This is a genomic window from Wolbachia endosymbiont (group A) of Epagoge grotiana (genome assembly GCF_947251775.1).
Lineage (GTDB): Bacteria > Pseudomonadota > Alphaproteobacteria > Rickettsiales > Anaplasmataceae > Wolbachia > Wolbachia pipientis.
This window is the reverse complement of record NZ_OX366387.1, coordinates 370,185-391,962: the sequence shown is the minus strand read 5'-3', so window position 1 is coordinate 391,962 and position 21,778 is coordinate 370,185. Positions and strand designations below refer to the sequence as shown.

Annotated in this window: 20 protein-coding genes and 1 tRNA gene; 12 read left to right on the top strand and 9 right to left on the bottom strand. The window is 34.5% G+C overall.

Features of this window, described 5'->3' with window-relative positions:
• The 3 genes from OPR50_RS01915 (at window position 1) to rnc (ending at window position 2,156) form a co-directional block, all read left to right on the top strand.
• A tRNA-Cys gene (locus tag OPR50_RS01915) sits at window positions 1-72 on the top strand.
• Window positions 73-202: 130 nt separating this feature from the next.
• Window positions 203-1,270, top strand: a complete 1,068-nt coding sequence (locus OPR50_RS01910; protein WP_264339679.1) for a quinone-dependent dihydroorotate dehydrogenase — start codon at window positions 203-205, stop codon at window positions 1,268-1,270.
• A gap of 187 nt (window positions 1,271-1,457) precedes the next feature.
• Entirely contained in the window at window positions 1,458-2,156 is a 699-nt protein-coding gene (gene rnc, locus OPR50_RS01905; protein ID WP_006279914.1) for a ribonuclease III, read from the top strand.
• A gap of 338 nt (window positions 2,157-2,494) precedes the next feature.
• Here rnc and OPR50_RS01895 read toward each other — a convergent pair whose 3' ends face one another.
• The 3 genes from OPR50_RS01895 to OPR50_RS01885 form a co-directional block, all read right to left on the bottom strand.
• A complete protein-coding gene (locus OPR50_RS01895; RefSeq protein ID WP_264339681.1) occupies window positions 2,495-3,037 on the bottom strand; it encodes a hypothetical protein in 543 nt (180 codons plus the stop codon).
• 109 nt (window positions 3,038-3,146) lie between these two features.
• Window positions 3,147-3,677 carry a phospholipase D family nuclease gene (locus OPR50_RS01890; protein ID WP_015589462.1) on the bottom strand — a complete coding sequence of 177 codons (531 nt, stop codon included), beginning with the start codon at window positions 3,675-3,677 and terminating at the stop codon, window positions 3,147-3,149.
• 857 nt (window positions 3,678-4,534) lie between these two features.
• A complete protein-coding gene (locus tag OPR50_RS01885; RefSeq protein ID WP_022626161.1) occupies window positions 4,535-5,359 on the bottom strand; it encodes a hypothetical protein in 825 nt (274 codons plus the stop codon).
• A gap of 159 nt (window positions 5,360-5,518) precedes the next feature.
• On the opposite strand from OPR50_RS01885, the gene OPR50_RS01880 reads away from it, so the two are divergent.
• Genes OPR50_RS01880 through OPR50_RS01865 form a run of 4 tightly spaced genes read left to right on the top strand, consistent with a single transcriptional unit; the run spans window position 5,519 to window position 7,806 of the window.
• Window positions 5,519-6,157, top strand: coding sequence for an HAD family hydrolase (locus tag OPR50_RS01880; RefSeq protein ID WP_264339684.1), 639 nt, complete (start codon window positions 5,519-5,521; stop codon window positions 6,155-6,157).
• Window positions 6,157-6,651, top strand: coding sequence for an RDD family protein (locus tag OPR50_RS01875; RefSeq protein WP_265024190.1), 495 nt, complete (start codon window positions 6,157-6,159; stop codon window positions 6,649-6,651). Before OPR50_RS01880 ends, OPR50_RS01875 begins: the two co-directional genes overlap by 1 nt.
• Window positions 6,652-6,710: 59 nt before the next feature.
• The gene (bfr, locus tag OPR50_RS01870; protein WP_077188433.1) at window positions 6,711-7,187 is read left to right on the top strand and encodes a bacterioferritin; all 477 of its coding nucleotides are present in this window, start codon (window positions 6,711-6,713) and stop codon (window positions 7,185-7,187) included.
• A 1-nt stretch (window position 7,188) separates the two neighbouring features.
• Complete coding sequence (locus OPR50_RS01865; RefSeq protein WP_213863315.1) at window positions 7,189-7,806, top strand: SURF1 family protein; 618 nt, start codon at window positions 7,189-7,191, stop codon at window positions 7,804-7,806.
• Window positions 7,807-7,836: 30 nt separating this feature from the next.
• On the opposite strand, the gene OPR50_RS01860 is transcribed toward OPR50_RS01865, so the two are convergent.
• Window positions 7,837-9,555, bottom strand: a complete 1,719-nt coding sequence (locus OPR50_RS01860; protein ID WP_010963130.1) for a monovalent cation:proton antiporter-2 (CPA2) family protein — start codon at window positions 9,553-9,555, stop codon at window positions 7,837-7,839.
• 5 nt (window positions 9,556-9,560) lie between these two features.
• On the bottom strand, window positions 9,561-10,133 hold the full coding sequence (locus tag OPR50_RS01855; protein WP_006279694.1) for a thioredoxin family protein: 573 nt from the start codon (window positions 10,131-10,133) through the stop codon (window positions 9,561-9,563).
• Between the two features lie 108 nt (window positions 10,134-10,241).
• Between OPR50_RS01855 and tmk the strand changes: the two genes are divergently transcribed.
• On the top strand, window positions 10,242-10,832 hold the full coding sequence (gene tmk / locus OPR50_RS01850; protein WP_182309943.1) for a dTMP kinase: 591 nt from the start codon (window positions 10,242-10,244) through the stop codon (window positions 10,830-10,832).
• On the opposite strand, the gene OPR50_RS01845 is transcribed toward tmk, so the two are convergent.
• From OPR50_RS01845 to OPR50_RS01830, 4 genes are all read right to left on the bottom strand, one after another.
• On the bottom strand, window positions 10,825-11,493 hold the full coding sequence (locus OPR50_RS01845) for a hypothetical protein (RefSeq protein ID WP_265024189.1): 669 nt from the start codon (window positions 11,491-11,493) through the stop codon (window positions 10,825-10,827). The two genes, tmk and OPR50_RS01845, sit on opposite strands and share 8 nt — an antisense overlap.
• Before the next feature lie 154 nt (window positions 11,494-11,647).
• Window positions 11,648-13,486, bottom strand: coding sequence for an ATP-dependent zinc metalloprotease FtsH (ftsH, locus tag OPR50_RS01840; RefSeq protein ID WP_012673393.1), 1,839 nt, complete (start codon window positions 13,484-13,486; stop codon window positions 11,648-11,650).
• A gap of 12 nt (window positions 13,487-13,498) precedes the next feature.
• Window positions 13,499-14,794 (bottom strand): tRNA lysidine(34) synthetase TilS, encoded by a 1,296-nt coding sequence (gene tilS, locus OPR50_RS01835; protein ID WP_265024188.1) that lies wholly within the window; start codon window positions 14,792-14,794, stop codon window positions 13,499-13,501.
• 184 nt (window positions 14,795-14,978) lie between these two features.
• On the bottom strand, window positions 14,979-15,458 hold the full coding sequence (locus OPR50_RS01830; RefSeq protein ID WP_182309861.1) for an OmpA family protein: 480 nt from the start codon (window positions 15,456-15,458) through the stop codon (window positions 14,979-14,981).
• 275 nt (window positions 15,459-15,733) lie between these two features.
• Between OPR50_RS01830 and OPR50_RS01825 the strand changes: the two genes are divergently transcribed.
• The 4 genes from OPR50_RS01825 to OPR50_RS01810 all read left to right on the top strand — a co-directional run bounded on the left by OPR50_RS01825 (window position 15,734) and on the right by OPR50_RS01810 (window position 21,773).
• On the top strand, window positions 15,734-17,161 hold the full coding sequence (locus OPR50_RS01825; protein WP_264339690.1) for a gluzincin family metallopeptidase: 1,428 nt from the start codon (window positions 15,734-15,736) through the stop codon (window positions 17,159-17,161).
• Between the two features lie 23 nt (window positions 17,162-17,184).
• Window positions 17,185-18,261 carry a rod shape-determining protein gene (locus tag OPR50_RS01820; RefSeq protein ID WP_007548791.1) on the top strand — a complete coding sequence of 359 codons (1,077 nt, stop codon included), beginning with the start codon at window positions 17,185-17,187 and terminating at the stop codon, window positions 18,259-18,261.
• A gap of 316 nt (window positions 18,262-18,577) precedes the next feature.
• Complete coding sequence (gene mnmA / locus OPR50_RS01815) at window positions 18,578-19,690, top strand: tRNA 2-thiouridine(34) synthase MnmA (RefSeq protein ID WP_182309863.1); 1,113 nt, start codon at window positions 18,578-18,580, stop codon at window positions 19,688-19,690.
• A gap of 868 nt (window positions 19,691-20,558) precedes the next feature.
• On the top strand, window positions 20,559-21,773 hold the full coding sequence (locus tag OPR50_RS01810; protein WP_264339702.1) for a WD1261 family protein: 1,215 nt from the start codon (window positions 20,559-20,561) through the stop codon (window positions 21,771-21,773).
• Window positions 21,774-21,778 lie beyond the last annotated feature (5 nt).

Here is a 21,778-nt window from a genome sequence, read left to right as displayed (position 1 = left end):
GGCTGGGTGGCAGAATGGCTTATGCGGAGGACTGCAAATCCTTTTATACCGGTTCAATTCCGGTCCCGGCCTCTTTCATTCTCTATATCTTGTAAAAGTTGCTCAATTCAACAGTAGCTTTAAGTGTGTAACCTATAGAGAAAGCTTATCCATAGTAAAATCAATTTCTTTTCAAGTTATGGTTATACTCTTATAGCGTTTCATGGTAAAAAATAAACTAAAAATAAGCAAAGTGTTTTACAAACGTAATTTACTATTTTTACTACCGCCCGAAGTTGCTCACTCTTTGGCAATTATGGCATTAAAGAAAATACCTTATAAGAATCCTATAGAGCTACCAGAATCTTTGAGTGTGAATTTTTTTGGTAATAAGCTCAGAAGCCCCGTAGGTCTGGCTGCAGGTTTTGACAAGAATGCAGAAGTTATAAGGCCTATGCTCTCATTTGGTTTTGGGTTTATTGAAACTGGTACTGTAACTCGTAATCCACAATATGGAAACAAAAAGCCAAGAATTTTTCGGTTAATTAAAGATCAAGGGGTAATTAACAGATTGGGATTTAACAATAAAGGAATAGACTACTTTCTTAAACAAATAGATAAAACCAAGCTTGATGATTGCATTTTTGGCATCAACATAGGAAAAAACAGTACATCAAAGGACCAAATCAGCGATTATGTTGACTTAATAAAGATAGTATATGGAAAAAGCAATTATATAGTGCTGAACATCTCATCCCCAAACACGCCTAATTTACGCAATCTGCACAATAAGCAAGAATTATCGGAATTGTTGAAATCCGTAACTCTAACCCGGAAATCAATTGATAATTCTAAATCCATACCAATAATATTAAAAATCTCACCAGATATAGATCAGCAAACGAAAGAAAATATCGCTGAGCTTGCGTTGGAATATAAGATTGACGGATTAACAGTGAGCAACACTACGATCAGTCGGAATAACTTACATTCCCACCACAACGAGAGTGGTGGGTTGAGTGGCAAACCGCTGTTTAAACTTTCAACCGAGTTATTGAGCGATATGTACAAACTTACTAAGGGCAAAATATTGTTGGTAGGATGCGGAGGAATCTCAAGTGGTGCTGATGCATATAAAAAAATAAATGCAGGAGCTTCTTTGGTGCAGTTGTACACTGCTCTCATATACCACGGACCTCAAGTTGTAAACAAAATTAATCTAGAACTTGCAGAACTAATAAGGAGAGATGGATTTAGTAACATTAGTGAGGTGGTGGGTTGTATACATTAAACATCTTCTCTGTCACCTAAGTAGCCGACACTGGAATAACATCGATGAATCATTATTCAAATAATGGTTATGCAAGAAGTCTATTAAACTGTATATTTTGGAAGTTGTTGGTATTATTTTAATAAAACAAAACTAATTCTTTGGTATAAAGGTGTGGTAGGAAGTGTTATTCTTTTAAATAATGGGTATGAAGAGTTTGAATGATGCAATATCTAAGATCATTGATTATAAATTTACAAATTATGCAATATTAGAAGAGGCACTAACTCACCCAAGCGTAAATAAAAGGAATAGCAAAAACCAGATTGTAAGCTACGAAAGACTAGAGTTTTTGGGCGATAGTGTTTTGAATATGGTTGTATCTGCCACACTGTTTAAACTATTTCCTGAAGAAAAAGAAGGAGCATTGGCAAAAAGAAAGACGGATTTAGTTTGTGGCAACACCATTGCTAATGTTGCTAAAGAAATAAAATTAGGCAGCTTTATCATCATGAATAATAGTGAACGCTGCAATGGAGGGAGATGTAACTTAAAAAATTTAGAAAACTCGCTTGAAGCACTAATAGGTGCAATTTATATTGATGGCGGGCTTGAAAATGTTGAAAAATTTATTATCCAATATTGGGAAAAGCTAGCTAAAGGCATGCTTGACCCCCCTCAAGATCCTAAAACCTCACTGCAAGAGTGGACTCAGAAAAACAAATTGCCTTTACCAGAGTATGAGCTTGTAAAACAAACTGGACCAGCGCACAATCCTGAATTTACTATATCAGTTTGCATAGAAGATTATGGTAAAGTTTCTGCATGCGCTTCTAGTAAAAAGATTGCTGAACAAAAAGCTGCTGAGTTGATGCTAGAAAAAATTGGAAAAGACGCTTCAGTTTAGGCAAAATAGGCATTAATGTAAATTTTAAGGAAGCTAATAGCGTTTAGGGTAAATGGTCAATTTAAGGAGAAGCATAGTATTATTCATAAAAAAGTTGATCTACCAAAAATCAAGCCTTATGTAGTGGAATATCAATGGCTGTTGTCGGAGATGCGGAAAAAAAGAAGTAGCAAGTTACCAAAAGGTGTTATGCCAGATACATTTGGTCCAAGAGTTGTTTTGTGAAGTTGACAGAGTCAAGGAGAATGAAAGTTTTAAAAAATAGCATATTTTTTAATTATAAAAATTTGATATTAACTGTTGTTGGTTGATTGAGTAAAAACCAGTGAATGGTCACGTTAAAACATATTTTTAAATTTCTGCCAAAATCCTGGTTTATTATCATTAACCTTTGTAAATGTTATATTTAAACTGTATTTCGGATCATTTGGCACGTCGTATTTTATGCTAAATGTTGAAACTTTATCGTTATTGTAAATATGTACATCATCATATGATAGCTTTGTTGTGTAACACTTTACATACTTTTGCTTATCATGCACTAAATCACCTGACTCCCTTTCTAGTTCCACAAATTTCGTTTTTTTCTGACATTCCTTCATTTTTATTAAATCCTTATCTAGTGATATTGAAACTGGCAACGTATTTCCAGCATATTCTTTAGCTAAAAGTTCACTTTGAGGATACATTTTTATTTCCCTGCCAAAATGTGAGTCTATGAAATTATTACTCCAAAATTTATCGCCAGAATGCACGTACTCATCAGTAGCATACGGCACCCCACCATGATTGCATTGAACTTTGTAATCTCCAACACCGTTGTTTTGAAAAAAATCATGAATAGCAGTGTAGCTACCGGCAGCATCATTTATATAATCCATTACTTTATTCCTTAAATTTTTAGTTCATTATATCATAATCATTATGCCAATCAATCAAAAAAGCTCTCCCTTGCTGTTTTTAAAACTGATTTTGAGCAAGCGCTCTCGATTAGTTGGGAGCGTATTTGTAAGATTGTGACATTCGTGCCTCCCAGTTTTTCACATACTGCTGAATCAATTCAGGATAATCTGTAATAATTAATAAATTTTCAGCATTTCCTTTTTTAGCTGTCTTACTAAGGTTAAATGACCCTGTGATGACTTTTTGATTGTCAACAATCATTATCTTATTATGAGCAATCTTTGGCTTATCATCGATCCAAATTGGTACTCCACCTGAAAATAATTCATTTATAACACTATATTTTGAGTAGAGTTGCGATTTATCTAAGATGACTTTAACATCAACACCGCGTTCTTTAGCATTAATCAAAGATTTTGCAACTGTTCCAAGAGTAAATGTATATTCTTGAACTAAGATAGATTTTTTAGACTGATCTATTACGTTGATTATCGGTACAGCACAATCTTCTCCAGGTGAAAAGCAAACCGTAGCTTTTGGGCAGGGCGAAAATATAAAACCCGCATAGTAATACAGAGAAAAACACATTAACAAGAATAAAAAGTGAAAAAGCCTCACAACAACCCACCCCCGGATATACGGCGATAGGCTACATTATAATTTAATCACCTGTCAATAGACTTCTTGCATAGTTTTTGGCAACAACCGTTAGAAACGAAAAAACTTACTTGACAAACTCCGCCAGCCCCCTTATCATGAAACTGAAGGTATTCAGTTATCTTCATCTGTGCAGATTAAACAGCAAGAAAACAACGTAGTTGGCGTCTTATCTTTAATTTTTTGCACTATGTGCACCTTATGTCTTCACAATATTTCTAGGTTTTTACCTACACAAGCTGAAACGCGCTTATAAGTCGTTTAAGACAGTATAGTACGCCAATTTGCAGGATTAGGGAGTGACAACTAGCTAACACGCGGTTTCTTTTGCCTTTTTTTCTGCTTAGTAAATTTCTTAAACATTTAAACTAAGGTGAGTTGCATTTAAAAGCAGCTAAATTGCAGTGTTTAAGACTTAAAAAACGCCAATGTTCTAAAATAGATATTAGCTGGGGCTTCTTTTGCCTTTTTTTTCGCTTGGTAAATTTCTTAATGTTTATAGCTAACATGAAGCTAAGTACGAACTTTGTTAAATACAACAAATGGTGTCATCCCAGTGCTCCTTTTTTTGTCATCCGAGTAGCTGACACTGGGATCTATTTTGCATGTAACTCCAATTGTGTTTTGACATAAAACGCGACGCGTATTAGACTTATTTGCAAGCAAAGCTTGCTAGATCCAAGTAGTCAGGGCACTGGTATGACATCATAGGGACACTGGGATGACACCCTGACAATCGTCATCCCGCTACTTGTTAGCGGATGAGATACCGCGGCGGTATGACGGTTCGTGGCGGTATAATGAAGCTTGAAAGCGGATCACCTTTCACGACCCGTGTTTACTTCATTCACTTTAGGAGTATTAACAGGCGTTATTGCCGGGTTCTCAAGCTTTGTTGCCTGCTTCAAACCCTCGCTTACACTTTTGTCCTTTAAAATTTCATCAAGCTGCTTACTCTTTTGTTGCTCTTCGTTATTTGACGTATCTCTTTGAGCATCTTCTTTCATGCCACGAGCATTCTCTACATCCTTTTCACCTTCACCTAAAAATTTTTCTAATATTTTCTTAACAAAGCGCTTCAGAAGACTCAAAAACCCTTCTTCTTTTTGATTTTCTTGTGGTTGAGGCGTGTTATCTTTTTTGTCCGGCTCAGTGTTGAGCTTCTCTTTTACAGAACTCTTGCTCACTGAGGGATTAACGGTTTGTGAATCGTGCTCTGATGCTGTTTGCACAGAAGCTTCAGTAGTCTTTTTTTGTGTATTATGTTCAAGGTCTTTAACTGCTGTTGTAGTTTTTCTCGGAGTGTCTTGGAGTTTTTTGTCACTTTTTGGCTCTGCAACTTTTTCACTTGTGAAGATGCCCTTCCCTTTATATTGTTGGTCAAGCTCAGCAATTCTTTCAAAATCTTGACGTACTTTTTCATCTGCACGTCCTTTTTGACTTTCAAATTTCTGACTCAATTCTGCAACGTTTTTCATTTTGTTCTCAAGCTCCTTACTTTTCACAGCTTTTAGAGCCTCTGTTCCTTTTGCGATATAATTAACCTTCTTTTCTAATGAGGTACCTTCTGGAAAAGCACCTGGAGAACGTTCAAAAACATCTTTAAACTTTTTTTCAACACTTTCTTTAGATGTCTGGGCCATACCTGTTACCTATTAAAACATATCATATAACCAGTATGTTAGCTAATTATATAAAAAACAGTTAACATAACTTGTGGTAAAGAGTAAGAGCGTCCTATTTATATTTTTTTTATTAAAATGTTATTTACTTATTAATTTAAAATATATAACAATATAGAAATGAAAAACAGCCCATTAGCAGTAGTATTCGATTGGGATAATACCTTAGTTGACACTCAAGATAACATTTTTAATGCTATTAAGCATACCATAAACTCAATGGGGTATAGTAATAAAGCTGCTGATAGAAATTCCCACGAGTCAAGAAAGAGCTATATGGTCAATTTATTTGGCGATCAGTGGAAAAAAGCGAACCAGATATATCAACAATACTTAGATAATGCGCTATTACAAAACATTGCTCTGAATCAAGGAGTAGAGAAAATGTTGCAGACACTGAAAAGCCACAATATTTATCTAGCAATAGTAAGTAATAAGAAAAATACTAATTTACGTAAAGAAGTTGCCTATTTTAAACTAGATTCCTACTTTGAAAGAGTGGTTGGGTCATGCGATACTGCAGAAGATAAACCATCTGTAACCCCACTGCTATTTGCATTAGAAGAGAGTACGTTGCCTATAAATAGAGAAAATGTGTTTTTCGTTGGTGATAGCATCACAGATGTTCTGTGTGCACAAAATGCCAATTGTTTACCTATTATATACGGTCAATCAATAAGCGGTTATGAAGATTTGTTATGTTTTCAACATTTTGATAAACTTACAGATTTTGTAATAAAGTATTTAGAAGATAGGTAATGACCGCTGTTACAGAGATTGCCAGTATAACAAGACGCTTTTGCGCGTATTTAATAGATGTAGCAATTTTATTAATTCCAACTTTATTAATTATACTGCTATTAGAGGATTCTCCGTTGATCTTACATCTATCATACATGTGTGTAAATTGTAGTTACTTCACATATTTTATATCTTCAAAGGCCCAAGCAACTCCCGGTCAACAGTTAATGAATATGTATACTATCAATTTAGATAATTCTAAAATAGACTTGAATTTAGCGTTTGACAGAAGCTCTTCCCAGTTTTTTCTTCCTTTGTTAAACAGTGTAGTAGTTGTCCTTACTGAATTTTTGCGAGATCAGGAAGTATTAGTGAATGTCTTGAATGCATTGAAAGTAATTATAGTGCTACTCACTCTCTGCTGGTATCTAGTTGCTTGCTTCTCTAAGAAAAAACAGACATACCACGACATGCTATTTAATACGGTTGTTATCAAAGGAACTATTAAATGAGTTGCTATAACTATCGTTATCATATAAATTATGCTGATGAATTGAACTAAGGGAAGATTATGAATGAAGAGATAGTAAAACATTTGAACAAATTATTGACCAATGAGCTGACTTCTGTACGCCAGTATCTTTTGCATTTTGCGATTCTCAAAAACAATGGAATTAATAGACTTGCAGAAAAGGTAAAAAATGAGCTTAACGAAGAACTTGAACATGCAAACAAGTTGGCAGAAAGAATTTTGTTATTTAAAGGAGTCCCAAATTTTCAGGATACAAACGAAATATCAAAGTATGATGGAAAGTTTACAAAAGACACAATACGGAAAATCTTAGAAGCTAATTTGAAATTAGAGGGAAAAGGTATTAAGGATATCAAAGAAACGATTTCTATCGCTGAGAAAGAAAAGGATTTTGTTAGTGTAATGTTATTAGAAGAGATGTTAAAAAATGAAGAAGAGCACTTTCATTGGATTGAGAAACAGATCGATCTTATTGAACTAATGGGTGTTGAAAACTATTTAAGAACACAAATATAGAGTGTTAAAAAAGATAGTATTTATTTTAATTATACCTTGCTCACTTCTTTTTTTATTAGGGTTATGGCAAATATTCAGATTGAACTGGAAGAATAATATTATTAAAAGTATGAGTCTTCCAGTGGTTCATCTATTGCCCAATAACGACCTTGAAAAATTTAACTATAGGCATGTCAAGATTGATGGGATTCTAAGTGACATAGAACTATATGTTTTTGCAGGGCAACACGGCTATCACGTGCTGTCTCCTATGTTGCTCACCACTGGACGTTACATGTTGGTGAATAAAGGAATAGTCGGAGAAAAAAAGGAGAAAAAAGTAAAAATTGAAAAAGTAGTTGCAGATGGAATTTTATATTGCGATAGCAATAAAAGTAAAAATTGGTTTATCAAGAACGATACTGCTTCGAATACATGGTTTACCCTGAGTACAGAAGAAATTTCCAATGAGTTAGGTATTAAGCTAGAGAAGTGTGTATTGTGGCCGAACAATTTTGGCAGCAAAGTAGCTATACAGCCAATGAAGCATTTGGAATATGCAATCACTTGGTTTGCACTTTCCTTAATTTGGTTGATTATGTGCGTAATTTACTATAGGCAAAACCTCAATAAAGCTTGAAGCTTTCTGTACATAAAATTAGAGAAGTAGTTATTCATCTTTATCACTACCAAGGTCTTTTAACATACTGTAATTGCCTTTTCTGAATCTACTTTTTAAAGACGTAACTCCACTTTCGCTAATACCACTAAGGCTCAGTGCAGCTCCACCTAGCTGCAATCCTATCTCAGATGTTTCAGGAATAATTTTACTAGCTCCTAGATCTCTATAAACCTCCACATTACTCAGATCTGGTAAGCGTATTACAATATTTACATGCGGAAAATTTGCTGCAACTAAAGAAACAACTTTTTTTATAGTAACTTCATTCTTTATTGAAATAACGAGAGCTTGAGCTCTTTCTATTCCTACCGATTTTAAAATTTCACATCTTGTAACATCTCCAAGATATATAGGAAAACTATCACTTTTTCCTTCTTTGACTATTTTCGATTGAATATCTACAACAACGTAACTTAAATGCTCTGCCGTAAGCATTTTTGTTACCATATATCCCACTCTACCAAATCCAGCAACTATCACATGGTTATAAAGATCTTGTGTATCTGTTTCAACAGCTTCATCATCTAATATTGTTTTCTCAGTGCTAAATGAGTTTGCTATCCAATCTCCAAGCCCCGATAAAAGAGGAGTGAAAGCCATGGTTACTGTAGTTACCATCATAAGTACTTGAGCGATTTCACTTGGTAGCACATTTAGCTCATCTGCTAAGCGAAACAAAATAAACGCAAATTCACCGCCTTGTGAAAGCAGTAACCCAGCTTGTATAGCAGGTGCACTCTTAAACCCAAAAAATCTACACAATATATATATAATAGATGTTTTTAAAACGATAAGGATAATCGATAATAAAGTAATTAGTGGTAACTTATTGAGTAAAAGTTCGGTATTGATGGACATACCAACAGTCATGAAAAATAAGCCAAGAAACAAATCTTTAAATGGCAATACTGCGTGTTCTACTGAGTGTCTATATTCTGTTTCTGCAACTAACAATCCAGCAACAAATGCACCTAATGCTAACGATAAATGGAATTGCTCAGTAATAAATGCTGCTCCTAATACTATTAAAAGCGTTGTTGATATAAAGATCTCATTACTTTCCATTTTAGCAATAACCGAAAATAAAGGTCTAAGCAATAATCTACCAGTTATAAATATCAGCACTAATGCAATAGCTGCTTGCACCAATGAACCTGCCAATGAGCTTATCAGGCTGTGCTCAGAATTGCCAGTAAGTAAAGGTACCAATACTATTAATGGTACCACTGCAAAATCTTGCATTAATAGCACTGCTATCGACAATCTACCAACCTGACTTGCTTGAGAACCTTTTTCTTGCAGAACCTGCAACACTATTGCTGTTGAGGATAGCGCAAGCCCACCACCAATAACTGTTGCTATATTCGTATTCACTCCGAAAGCAAGAGCGATGCACCATATTGCTACCATGGTAACTATAACTTGAAGAGAACCGAACCCAAATACATGAATACGCATAGCGATCAGGCGTTCAAATGTCAATTCAAGGCCTATAATGAATAATAGAAAAACTACACCAAATTCTGCAAGATTATCCATTGCTTCAGCTGAGTGTATCAGATTAAATCCGTGAGAACCAATAACTGCACCTGCAACGAAGTAACCAAGCACTGGACTAATATTCATTTTCCAAAATGCTATGACTATAAACACAGCAGCAGAAAGCAAAATTATAATATCAAACAAATGCTGAGAGCCACTGTGCATGATATTTAACCTGTAGAATTAGACCATTTAATTGAGCAGCCAATACTTGATTTTTGGTCAATTGGAGAATTACCAGTTTCTGCAATAAATTTCATAGCTTGAAATAAGTCACTACTTCCTACTTCATAGCTTTGAACCTTTTCTTTTTTTGTGTCGTTAAAACGTCCACGATAGCAAAGGTTTAAATTGGAATTAAAGCCGAAAAAGTCAGGAGTGCAAACAGCCCCGTATTCTTTAGCTATTTTCTGTGTACTATCAATTAAATATGGAAATGTAAACTTATTTTCCTTGGCAAAATTAATCATATTTTCAAAGGAATCTTCTGGATATTCATTTACATCATTTGGCATTATTGCAATGGTGTTTACCTGATAATCTTTTTTCAATTGATCAACATCGCTTACCAGATTGCTAATAATTGACTGAACGTAAGGACAGTGATTGCATATAAACATTATAATAAGACCATTTTTTCCACAACAGTCACTTAATGCATAATATTTATTGTCTACTCCCAAAAGATTAAAATCTTTTGCAGTAAAACTAAAATCGACTTTAGGAGTATTCAGAGCAACCATAGACTATTATTATACCATATGTAATTTACGGTCTTATTATTTAAATGTCAAACGGTTTCTATGTATACTGTTTGCATATTCTTTTTTAGTATTATAATTATAAAACTTATGTTCATAACTTTCGAAGGAATAGACGGCTCTGGTAAAACAACACAATCTAAGCTACTTGCAAATCATTTTAAGCAAATTCACGGCGAAAATAATGTGGTATTGACTCGAGAACCAGGTGGTACTGATTTTGCAGAAAAGATAAGAGGAGTGTTGTTAACAAATAATATTGATCCTATTTCTGAACTCTTGCTACTTATCTCGATGAGGCACGAACATATGAAAAAATTAATATTACCAGCTCTTGCAGAAGGAAAAATAGTGATTTGTGATCGGTTTATTGATTCAACTATTGCATATCAAGGATATGGGTTTGGAGTTGACTTAGGGCTAATAAGGGACTTACATAAGCTAGTGGAAATTAAATATCCAGATATTACATTCATTCTAGATATTGATGTTAAAGTTGGGTTAAATAGAGCAAAAGACAAGAATAAATATGAAGAAATGGATGTTAATTTTTACAATAAGGTCAGAAAAGGATTTCAGGAAATAGCCATAAAAGAGCCCGTTAGGTGCAGTGTTATCACTGGAATTGAGACAAAAAATGATAATCACGTACACAATGAAATTATTGATAAAATCACCTAGCTTGTGATAGAAAATTATCAATTTCAGGTAACATTATTTCATATGAATAACTTTTTGTTTGAGTAGCTAAAAAATCCTGTATTTTGTCTGGATCTTCTTCATTTATCATCTTATATGCCCTTGCGAGGTTCATTAATTCACTTCTATTTTTTTTATTGCTTACTTCAGTAATAGTAAAAAATTGATCAAAATGGTCTAAGAGGTCTTTATTTTTTATTGAAGACACAATATCGTCAATTTCTTTCACATATAATGCAAGTTTGTGTGCTTTACTACGATCTTCAAAACAAAGATTAACAAGCACGTTACGAAACCTATCTTTCGTAGTACTTCTCACTTCTGCTAATAAGGACTTAATATTTTCTTGGCAATGCACTCTCTTTACCGATTCAGCCGGTTCAACCATACCAAGAACATTCTTTACCAAAGATTTTTCTTCACAACTAAATATGAACATGTAATAACCCATCGATAAAGTGAAGAGCAAGAACATAGCCGGAAGTAAAAACGGAGCTAATACATTTTGTGACGCAGGGAAAATAAACCAGGTAACAGTTGCTATTGACACAGTTACAAATAATCCTGATAAACATAATTGTGCTTTTCTTCTATAATTCTGATCAATAACTGTACTTACACCAATAGAAGCTATATCAATCATTACTCACACCTCATTAAACATTAATACTAACTGAATGATAGCATTATTGTGATGAAAATGCAATATTATGAATATTTTAATACAATTTATATTGACAGTTACAATTCTGAATGTTTTATTGCAGCGTTAGCTGATTAGCATTTTTAAGATGAGGTCAACTCTCATAGAGAGAGGATTTTTTTATTTTCTCATTCTTCTCATTTTCCTCTCTAACAATTTTTTTTCCATTTAATATGTCCTTTATTTCATCTCCTGTTAAAGTTTCAAACTCCAGTAGATTTTCGGCAATGAGATCTAAGCCTTTCTTATGCTTGGTCAAAATGTCTTTTGCTTTTTCATAGCAAGAAGATACAACTTTCTTCACTTCTTCATCTATAAGTTTTAACGTATCTTCAGAAATTATCTCAGAACCATGTATGGTTTGTTCGCGATTGTGATAGATCGGGCCTATTTTGTCACTCATTCCCCATTTTGTTACCATAGCGCGTGATAAATCAGATGCTTGTTTTATATCCGAAGATGCACCGCTTGTGACTTTATCGTAGCCAAAAATTAGCTCTTCTGCCACTCTTCCACCCATTGCAACAGTTATATCTGCTAGCATCTTTTCTCTTGTGAGGGACACTCTATCTGTTTCTGGTAGTCTCATAACTAAACCGAGTGCCCTACCGCGTGGAATAATTGTTGCCTTGTGTATAGGATCAGAAGCAGGCATATTAACAGCAATCATCGCATGACCAGCTTCATGGTATGCAGTCAGTCTCTTTTCCTCTTCTGTCATAATGAGAGATCGCCTTTCTACGCCCATCATCACTTTATCACGTGCATATTCGAAATCATCCATGGTAACAATCTTCTTGTTTCTTCTTGCAGCGATAAGTGCAGATTCATTCACCAAATTTGCTAGATCAGCCCCTGAAAAACCTGGTGTTCCTCTTGCAACTGTTTTCACGTTTACATCTGGTGCTATTGATATTTTCTTTATATGAGTATTTAATATCTTTTCACGCCCATTTATATCGGGTAAAGAAATAGTAATCTGTCGGTCAAAACGACCAGGTCTAAGCAGTGCTGGATCTAAGACATCCGGACGGTTAGTCGCAGCAATTATTATTACACCTTCATTAGACTCAAAGCCATCCATCTCAACTAATAACTGATTTAATGTTTGTTCTCTTTCATCATTGCCGCCACCAAGACCAATGCCACGATGTCTACCCACCGCATCTATTTCATCTATAAAAATTATACAAGGAGCATTTTTCTTGCCTTGATCAAACATATCACGAACACGACTTGCACCAACACCCACAAACATTTCAACAAAATCAGATCCAGAAATACTAAAGAATGGCACATTAGCTTCTCCTGCAATTGCACGAGCAAGTAAAGTTTTACCAGTTCCAGGAGAGCCAATCAAAAGGCACCCTTTTGGTATTTTTCCACCTAATATTTGAAATTTTTGCCTTTGTTTAAGAAAATCAACGATCTCTACTAGCTCTTCTTTTGCTTCATCAATTCCGGCAACATCATCAAATGTTACTTTTTTTCCACTAGTCATGAGTCTAGCCCTTGACTTGCCAAAGCTTATAGTTCTGTTGCCCCCCGCTTGTGTTTGTTTAAGAAAGAATAGCAAGAAGCCAATAAAGATAAATGTTGGGACCCATGAGATAAGTAATCCACCAATTACGTTCATGGCAGAATCTCCAGTTGAAAAGGAGAATCTCACTTTTCTATCATGTAAATTTTTTATTAGGTCGCTATATATGACACCGCTTGAATTGAAACTTGAACCGTCCCTGAACTTGCCTTCAATGCTCTGGTTTTTTATGACAATATTTTCTACATCATTGTCTTCTAGTCTAGTTAAAAATTCCGAAAAAGGTATAATTGTTTTACTTTTACCTACATTTCCGCTGAACTGAATATAAGCAACTGAAATAAGAACAATAATTACTAACCAGATCAATAAGCCTTCTAAAAATTTTTTCATTTCTATTTCTAACTAAATACTAATCAAGCTTACCAAATTTTGTTTTATCGTGCTATTAATAATGCATTGAACCTTATCGTCATTGGTATTTTTTCCGTTATAATTTACATCAGGATAAGCAAGCACCTTTCCATCTTTTAGCACTACAGGCAAAGAATAGAAAACTTCAGGGCAGCAGTTGTAATCCTTCAGAAATTCAGGAACTTTTTGTGTTTTTTTTAATGGAGCGATGATAACTGAACACTCTTGATTTCCGAGTATTGTGCAGCTAAATCTGTTATCCCATTGAGTAGGTTCATTTAAAGGTAGGTTTAAGGTAATTTCTTGTATCTTTGACGATTCTCTAATTATCAAGATATTTTCTCCATGTTTTCTTATTTTACACCCAGAAAGTGTACAGTTAACATTACTATCCTTTTGCAATATTTTATTAAATATTACGATAAGGCCGTTGTACCTTGGTTTATAATGTTTACTGGCAATTGCCATTATGGAGTAAAGAAGAAGCCTCAAGGCTATTTCCTCTGGCAATTGATAAAACTCACTTAGTTTAATTTCAATATAACCAAGATCATGCACATTAACGCAGTCATTAAACGCAAGGCGTGTGTAGTGCATCAACGCTTTTGCAGCTCTTTTCATATGAAGGGCTGTGAGGCATATTCGCTCTGTTAAAATCTCTTGATTATCACTTGCTTTAAGTAAGTTACGGTATAAAGTTCGCCTGTATTTTAAGTCATAGTTGCTTCTATCTTCGATCCATTTTAACCGATGAAGCTTAGCGTACTTTTCTATTTCACTACGACTAAAATTTAACAATGGCCTAAATATATAAATACCATTTAGGAAAGACTTGTAGTCCATTGATGATAATCCATCTACGCCACTACCTCGCTCTAATCTTAACAAGAACGTTTCTGCTTGATCATCTTTGTGATGAGCAACAAGTAAATATTTAACATTATTATTTTTACACCACTCTGCTAGTAACTTATACCGTGCTTTTCGTGCCTGTAACTGAATATTGCCTTTAATATTTTGCTTCTCCCAATTTAATATGAACGATTCCTTTGCTCCAAGTTCCTTTGCATAACTTACAACAAAATCAGCTTCTTTTTGAGACTCTGGACGTAACCCATGATTTACTGTTAATGCTGTAGGAAGTGAAAGCTTGTTTTTTTTTGCCCAGTTAGTCATTAAGTGCAGTAAGACTATACTATCTACACCACCTGATACTGCAACTGCAACTTGATTGTTATAGAAAGCAAAACTATTAACCACATTTTGAAATAATAACTCTAATTCCATTATGTCTCTTGATGGCCAGACAGGTCAGATCTCTTACGTCATACCGCGACTTATTTGTGGTATATATAGATCCCGCTAACAAGCAACGAAATATGACAAGTTTGTCCTTTTTTGTCTACCCCAGTGCCCTTTCTTTATGTCATCCCAGTGTTTGACACTGGGATCCAGGTTTTAATGCAAGAAACTATTTCTTTATTCCAGAAAATGAAAATTCCACTCTACGATTTTTAGCATGCTCTTTTTCATATTTAGAATTTCTAGAATCATCTTTTACATTAACCAAAGGCTCAGTTTCACCTTTAGAAGCAGTTTTTATTCTGTTTTCTATGTAGGGTGTACAACTAACCATAAATTTTTTAGCTGCATCTGCCCTTCTAGCGCCTAGCGCAAGATTATATTCATGAGAACCACGGTTGTCAGTGTGACCAGTTAAAGTAACCTTCGCGTTAGGGTTATCTTGTAACACCTCCATTACGTCAAGTAATGCATCTGCACTTACTTCAGCAATACTAGATTCATCATAACCAAAGAAAACTCTTTTATCACCTATCTGCTTAACAACAGAATTTATTTTATTTGTTGTATTTGCTCCTTTTTTTGGGCAAGAACTTACACCAGTAAGTAATAAACAAAAACAGCACATTATAACCAGTCTACTCCACATTACTAAACCTCCATAAATTTTAAATAGTGCGTAACTTTAATTTCAGTAGCTAATATCTCTCCATATTGTAATATAGTCAAGAGAAATAAAATACTAAATACTTTTTCTACAACCTTACAATTAATTTTCCTATAATATGCTGGACTCTGAGTAGAAAAATCCAATAAAAGAATAAAAAGTACAATTTTTTATTGTACTTTAAGCAAATATACTTTTAACTTTATTATTAATCTATTACGGTATTAAACAGATGTTTTCTAAAATAATGAACAAATATGCAATCTTATAAGTTTTTAGAGGAAGTATTATATAGGGTAAAGAATATCGAAAATACGCTAAAAGTACTAAACCAAAGCCAATTGAATATAGAGGACAAAGTTGAACAAATGAGTCTTCTAGAAGAAATCAGACATGAAATTATCTCTCATGACGCAATAAAGGAATCATTAGCAGATGCTCTTGGTAACAAAAAAAGTGCAAATACTCAGCAGCTAAAGTTAATAGAGAGAATACATAAAAGCAACAGTGCTGTTCCTATTGATTTAGTAAAGTCTTTATCCAAAGCTAAGGTTGAATGCCAAAATTTATGGAAGCTATCTCATTCTGAAACCAGTAACTTAGAAAAACTAAAAGAACGTTTTACTGATTTAATCACACTCATTCGCGAAGTAGCTTCTATAAAATCGCAGCAATTAAAATGCTCAAAATACGACTCACTGCTTGCTGACTATGACTCTGATATCACAGAAAAGAATATAAGGGAAGTATTCCCCAAGGTAGGCAAATTTTTTAGCGAAAATGTAGATAAAATAATTGAAAAGCAGAAAAAGGATAAGGATAAGGTTACTAATATACAAAAAGTTGCTACTCAGAAACAGATTGAACTTGGCTCATTATGTTTACAGCAAATGGGTATTGCACTAAATGAGATTCGTACTTCTTATTACTACCCTATAGATTATGATGAATCTGATTTTTGTTATGGTTTATTTTCACTTTTACGGCATAGTGGTTATGCAATTTATCAAAAATGTTTAGCGCAAAATTCTATAAGTAGTCCAATTACGAGACATGTTATGTATGAAACTCAAGGGTTATTCATGGAAAGGATGATTGGAACATCCAGAGAATTTATTGAGTTTATTCAACCACACATAAAAGAGAAATTTGCTATAAAAGGCAAAACTAACGAGAAAGTTAGCAGTGTTGAAAATTTGTACTTGATTTTCAATGAAATAAACCTTTCTTCTTTTTTAAAAAATGCAGATGAATTTAGTCTGTTAGCTCATATTATGTTGAGAACTAGGTTAGAACAAGATATAATAAATGGTACATTGGAAGTCAAAGACCTGCATGATGCGTGGCTGGAAGGTATGAAGCACTATAAAATTCCAGTAAAAGCTGAAAATGAGCTAAACACTTATTTTCAAGATGAATATTGGGCAAGCGGTGTTATGGGCTACTTTCCTATAAAAATTATTGCTTTAATTGCTGCTGTGCAGATTTTCTCTTGCGTTAAAAAGAATCATTACGAATCATTAAGTGCTATAATAAAAGGAGATTTTAGTTTACTTATCAGTTGGTTATCTCAAAATATATACAGTGCAAAGTGTGGCCTGGAACTGCTAAAAAAAGTAACAGGTAAGGGTTTAGACGTTGAGTGTGTTACTTACTACTTATCTGAAAAGTATAATTTGTCTTAATAAATGGTTTTCTTGAGTTATGTATGAATTTTGTTCGAAAATTAACCGGAAAGTTTTATAGCCTTTTCACTTTCAAAGGTTTATTCGCTAGCGATATTGCTATAGATCTTGGCACTGCAAACACTTTAGTTTATCAGAAAAATCAGGGAATAGTGCTTGATGAGCCTTCAGTTGTAGCAAGAATAAAAGAAAAAGGAAGTTACGTTCCTTATGCTTTTGGTAAAAAAGCTAAAATGATGCTTGGGAAAACGCCTGGAGAAATAGAGGCGATAAGGCCCTTAAAGGATGGAGTTATTGCTGATTTTAAAAGTGCGGAAGAAATGCTAAAATATTTCATACGCAGTGCAAACACAAAATTCACTGTTAATAAACCTAATATTATCATATGCGTTCCATCTGGATCCACGCCAGTTGAAAGGCGTGCTATACAAGATGCAGCAGAAAGTGCTGGTGCAAATGAAGTATTTTTAATTGAAGAACCAATGGCTGCAGCAATCGGAGCTGGGCTCCCGGTTACTGAACCTGAGGGTTCTATGATTGTTGATATAGGAGGCGGTACAACTGAAGTTGCAATTATTTCTTTAGGTGGAATTGTTTATTCACGTTCTGCCAGAGTAGGTGGCGATATTATGGATGAAGCAATAAAATCATATATTCGTGAAAATCATAAGTTATTAATCGGTGAAACAACCGCTGAGAAAATTAAGAAAAGCATAGGTTCAGCCAGTCTGCCAGGTGAAAATAACAAAGAGGGAATGATAATTAAGGGCAGGGATTTAGTGAGTGGCATGCCAAAAGAAATGCTTTTATCAGAATACCAAGTTGCAGAGAGTTTAATAGAGCCTGTACATCAGATAATTTCTGCTATTAAGACTGCGCTGGAGAGCACTCCACCTGAACTTTCTTCTGATATAGTCGATAGAGGAATAGTTTTATCCGGTGGTGGTGGATTATTACGTAATCTAGGTAAAGTTATCAGTGAAACAACAAAATTACCGGTTCGTGTTGCAGATGACCCACTTTGTTGTGTTGCCTTAGGTAGTGGAAAAGTGCTTGAAAACATGGATTATTTTGGCCATGTTTTATTCAAGCAAGATTAAATTATTTTTGAAGGTAGTTTATCGAATTGTTTTGATGGAATTATGTAATATAAATGAGATCCCAGTGTCATGCACCAAGTAATTTGAAGGCAACTTCTAGCAGAAAAGGGTGTCATCCGAGTAGCTAACACTGGGATCCAGGAAACTTGATTACAAATAAATATGCTGTTTTAATGAATTTGTGTAATAGAAGCTAGATTCCAGTGTCAGCTACTTTCATGACATCATCTACTATGTAAATTGCCCCCAAATCAAAACGTTTGCACAGTTGTATGTTGGAATGACACAAGATTTGCGTTTATAAATTAAGGCGATTATGCTAAAAGAATTTGAAATTGAACCTCTGCTAAAAGATAAAGCTCCGCACCAGACCAAGGCTATTGTTGCAATGTCCGGGGGAGTTGATAGCTCGGTTGCTGCAGCACTGCTACATAACCTTGGGTACCAGGTGATAGGTGTAACTCTTCAGCTATATGGCACTGATGGCAATGCTAACGCAAGAAAGGGTGCATGCTGCGCTGGACAGGATATTTATGACGCTAAGCGTGTAGCTGAAAGTGTTGGCTTTCCTCACTATATTTTAAACTACGAGGAAATATTCAAAAAGGAAGTAATAGAGGATTTTGCGAGTACCTATATGCGTGGGGAAACTCCCATACCATGCGTGAGATGTAACCAAACGGTAAAATTTCGTGATCTATTGCAAGTTACAAAAAATCTTGGTGCGGATGTGCTCGTAACAGGACATTACGTGAGAAGGTTAGAAAAAAATGGTGAGGTAAAGTTGTGTAGAAGCATTGATAAGAGTAAAGATCAAAGCTATTTTCTGTTTGCTACAACAAAGGAGCAGTTAAAGCTTTTGCGATTTCCACTAGGTGGGTTCTATAAAAGTGATATAAGAAAATTAGCAGAATATTTCAGCTTACAAATTTCTGAAAAGCCAGACAGTCAAGATATATGCTTTGTTTCCGAAAGCTATAGTAAAACAATAGCTAAATTAGCTCCACAATCCGTACAGAAAGGCAGAATTGTGGATGTGAATGGAAAAGTGCTAGGTGAGCACAGTGGCATAGTAAATTTTACAGTGGGGCAAAGAAAGGGCTTGGGTATCGCACACAATGAACCTCTTTATGTGATAAAAATTAATACAGAAAATAATGAGGTTATAGTAGGTCCGATCAACGTATTAATGCAAAAAAAAATATTGATCAAGGAGTTAAATTGGTTAGAACAACCAAAGGAAGGTATGGAAGTAACTGTGAAGCTGAGATCATCACATGCGGGAAGTTTAGCAACAATACATTCAATTGACGAAAAAAATAAAGCCTGTGTCATTTTAAACGACGATTACTTTGGCATCAGTCCAGGTCAAGCCTGTGTAGCGTATAAAGATGAGCAAGTAATTGGCGGTGGATGGATATGCTCTTAACTAAAAGCTTTAATGCAGAGTGTAAACATACAATAGACTTCTTGCATAACCATATAACATTGGGAATAGAAACAAAAAAACTTGCTTGACAAACTCCGCCAGCCCCCTTATCATGAAACTGAAGCTATTTATTTATCTTCTCTGTACAGATTAAATGACAAAAAAACTCACGTATCTGGCGTCTCATGTTTAATTTTTTGCACTATGTGCACTCTATGTCTTTATCAAATTTCTGGGTTTTTACCTACACAAGCTGAAATACGCTTATAAAGCATTTAAAACATTAAAAAACGCCAACTTAAAAAATGGATAGTGAATAACTAGCTACCCTAGGGTTTCTTTTGCCTTTTTTTCTGTTTGGTAAATTTCTTAACGTTTATAATTTAGATTAGTTGCGGCTTAAAAGCAGCTAAATCGCGGTTATTAAGTGTTTAGAATAAAAAAACGCCATACTTGAAAGTATAATGTAAGTAATTAGCCAACCACGGGGCCTCTTTTGCCTTTTTTTTCATTTGGTAAATTTCTTAATGTTTGTAGCTAAACGACAACCGTCATCCCGCTGCTTGTTAGCGGCTAAGAGATACCGCGAATGAATCGCGGTATGACGGTTCGCGGCGGCATAAAGATAAGTCTCGTCATCCCGCTGCTTGTTAGCGGGATCTATGTTGAGAGATACCGCGAATGAATCGCGGTATGACGGTGTAGATAGTATCCCGCTGCGTGTTAGCGGGATCTCTTGTTAGTGCCGCGGCGGTATAGCTATACCTTTTTCTACTTAGTTTGGGTTATGCAAGAAGTCTAATAACATTTATTGCTATTTTGCCATGTATCCCTTATACTATAAAGTAGAACATTATAGGTTTCAGCAATGATAAAAGAAATTGAAGAACTAATAAAAATTGTTGGTAAGGGTAATTTATTAGAGACGTTATTTATTTTTTTAGGTAGCTTTCAACATGCTGACTTAGATCGTTTTATGGATCACAGGAATCACATAGGTCTGTCTGCATTCATACAGAAGCAAGATGAACAATTAGATTACTATTTTAACTTAAAATTTAGTCTACAAGGGCTGTTTTTAATTTATGCTCTAGCTTATCGAATTCTAAGTGAAAACAATAACCTGAATACTAAAGATGTCATAGATAAAATATATGAAGTTATTAAAGGATCTGAGTTAAATGAATATATAAATGAAGTAGTAGATGGAAGAAAATTAGATTTACTTAACATCTTAGCAAATCCAAAGAGAGAACCAATATTTAAAACAGAAGAAGATTTTGAAAATAAAGTACTCATTGGTCTTAGAAAGTTACTAAGTGAAGGAAATACATTAAACAAATATGACAGAGAATTTGCATTAAATAAGTGCGTTATCAGCAGCTATTATTCCATTCATGACATAAAAGCAGATAAAGATATAGCATTGTTCTTTTCTTTGGGTGGTCACTATAAAGAACTTTCGTCATCTAACAAAACAGTAAAAAGAGAAGTATTAGAGATATGTGAGAATCAGTTAATAGAGAGCTATATAATGTTCTTAGCTGGCAAACTACACATGATCGGATTATCAAGTAGAGATAAATATACAATCGACCATGAGAATGTGGATCGGCAAGAGAAAGCATTGAAAATGGATGGATTAATATATCCTATAAATACAAAAAACACCCTAGAGCAACTGTTAAAAAACCAAAATAGTGATGAATTTGAACAATTAATAACGAGCCCTGATAATATATACTACTCAGTGCTGCAAGAAGAGAATGAATGTAGGCCAAATCCTATCACCAGCAAGAAAAAAGAAAAAGACCATAAAAACACAGTCTGTAAACTTATTTTAGGTATGTTTGTATTATCTGTTGGGTTATATGTTGCTGATTATTTCTTTATGGAGCAAAAATTATTTAATCCAATAAAAGGTGTCCTACCACAGGATAATTTTGCTAATCTAGTAATTGCTGCAGTGCTTACTATCGTAATAGTATATGCTTTATTTCAATTATCACAGGAATCACCACTTTCAACAGTCAATAAGATGACGAATGAAAATTTAGGACCGCTCCATGCAAAACAAGCTTAGAACTA

What these genes read in the sequence shown, in the direction of transcription:
- OPR50_RS01830 (WP_182309861.1), bottom strand. Translation starts at nt 15,458, where the DNA reads ATGTGGAGTAGACTGGTTATAATGTGCTGTTTTTGTTTATTACTTACT.
- ftsH (WP_012673393.1), bottom strand. Translation starts at nt 13,486, where the DNA reads ATGAAAAAATTTTTAGAAGGCTTATTGATCTGGTTAGTAATTATTGTT.
- OPR50_RS01895 (WP_264339681.1), bottom strand. Translation starts at nt 3,037, where the DNA reads ATGGATTATATAAATGATGCTGCCGGTAGCTACACTGCTATTCATGAT.
- OPR50_RS01880 (WP_264339684.1), top strand. Translation starts at nt 5,519, where the DNA reads ATGAAAAACAGCCCATTAGCAGTAGTATTCGATTGGGATAATACCTTA.
- rnc (WP_006279914.1), top strand. Translation starts at nt 1,458, where the DNA reads ATGAAGAGTTTGAATGATGCAATATCTAAGATCATTGATTATAAATTT.
- OPR50_RS01825 (WP_264339690.1), top strand. Translation starts at nt 15,734, where the DNA reads ATGCAATCTTATAAGTTTTTAGAGGAAGTATTATATAGGGTAAAGAAT.
- OPR50_RS01845 (WP_265024189.1), bottom strand. Translation starts at nt 11,493, where the DNA reads ATGATTGATATAGCTTCTATTGGTGTAAGTACAGTTATTGATCAGAAT.
- OPR50_RS01820 (WP_007548791.1), top strand. Translation starts at nt 17,185, where the DNA reads ATGAATTTTGTTCGAAAATTAACCGGAAAGTTTTATAGCCTTTTCACT.
- tmk (WP_182309943.1), top strand. Translation starts at nt 10,242, where the DNA reads ATGTTCATAACTTTCGAAGGAATAGACGGCTCTGGTAAAACAACACAA.
- tilS (WP_265024188.1), bottom strand. Translation starts at nt 14,794, where the DNA reads ATGGAATTAGAGTTATTATTTCAAAATGTGGTTAATAGTTTTGCTTTC.
- OPR50_RS01860 (WP_010963130.1), bottom strand. Translation starts at nt 9,555, where the DNA reads ATGCACAGTGGCTCTCAGCATTTGTTTGATATTATAATTTTGCTTTCT.
- OPR50_RS01885 (WP_022626161.1), bottom strand. Translation starts at nt 5,359, where the DNA reads ATGGCCCAGACATCTAAAGAAAGTGTTGAAAAAAAGTTTAAAGATGTT.
- OPR50_RS01910 (WP_264339679.1), top strand. Translation starts at nt 203, where the DNA reads ATGGTAAAAAATAAACTAAAAATAAGCAAAGTGTTTTACAAACGTAAT.
- OPR50_RS01875 (WP_265024190.1), top strand. Translation starts at nt 6,157, where the DNA reads ATGACCGCTGTTACAGAGATTGCCAGTATAACAAGACGCTTTTGCGCG.
- bfr (WP_077188433.1), top strand. Translation starts at nt 6,711, where the DNA reads ATGAATGAAGAGATAGTAAAACATTTGAACAAATTATTGACCAATGAG.
- mnmA (WP_182309863.1), top strand. Translation starts at nt 18,578, where the DNA reads ATGCTAAAAGAATTTGAAATTGAACCTCTGCTAAAAGATAAAGCTCCG.
- OPR50_RS01810 (WP_264339702.1), top strand. Translation starts at nt 20,559, where the DNA reads ATGATAAAAGAAATTGAAGAACTAATAAAAATTGTTGGTAAGGGTAAT.
- OPR50_RS01855 (WP_006279694.1), bottom strand. Translation starts at nt 10,133, where the DNA reads ATGGTTGCTCTGAATACTCCTAAAGTCGATTTTAGTTTTACTGCAAAA.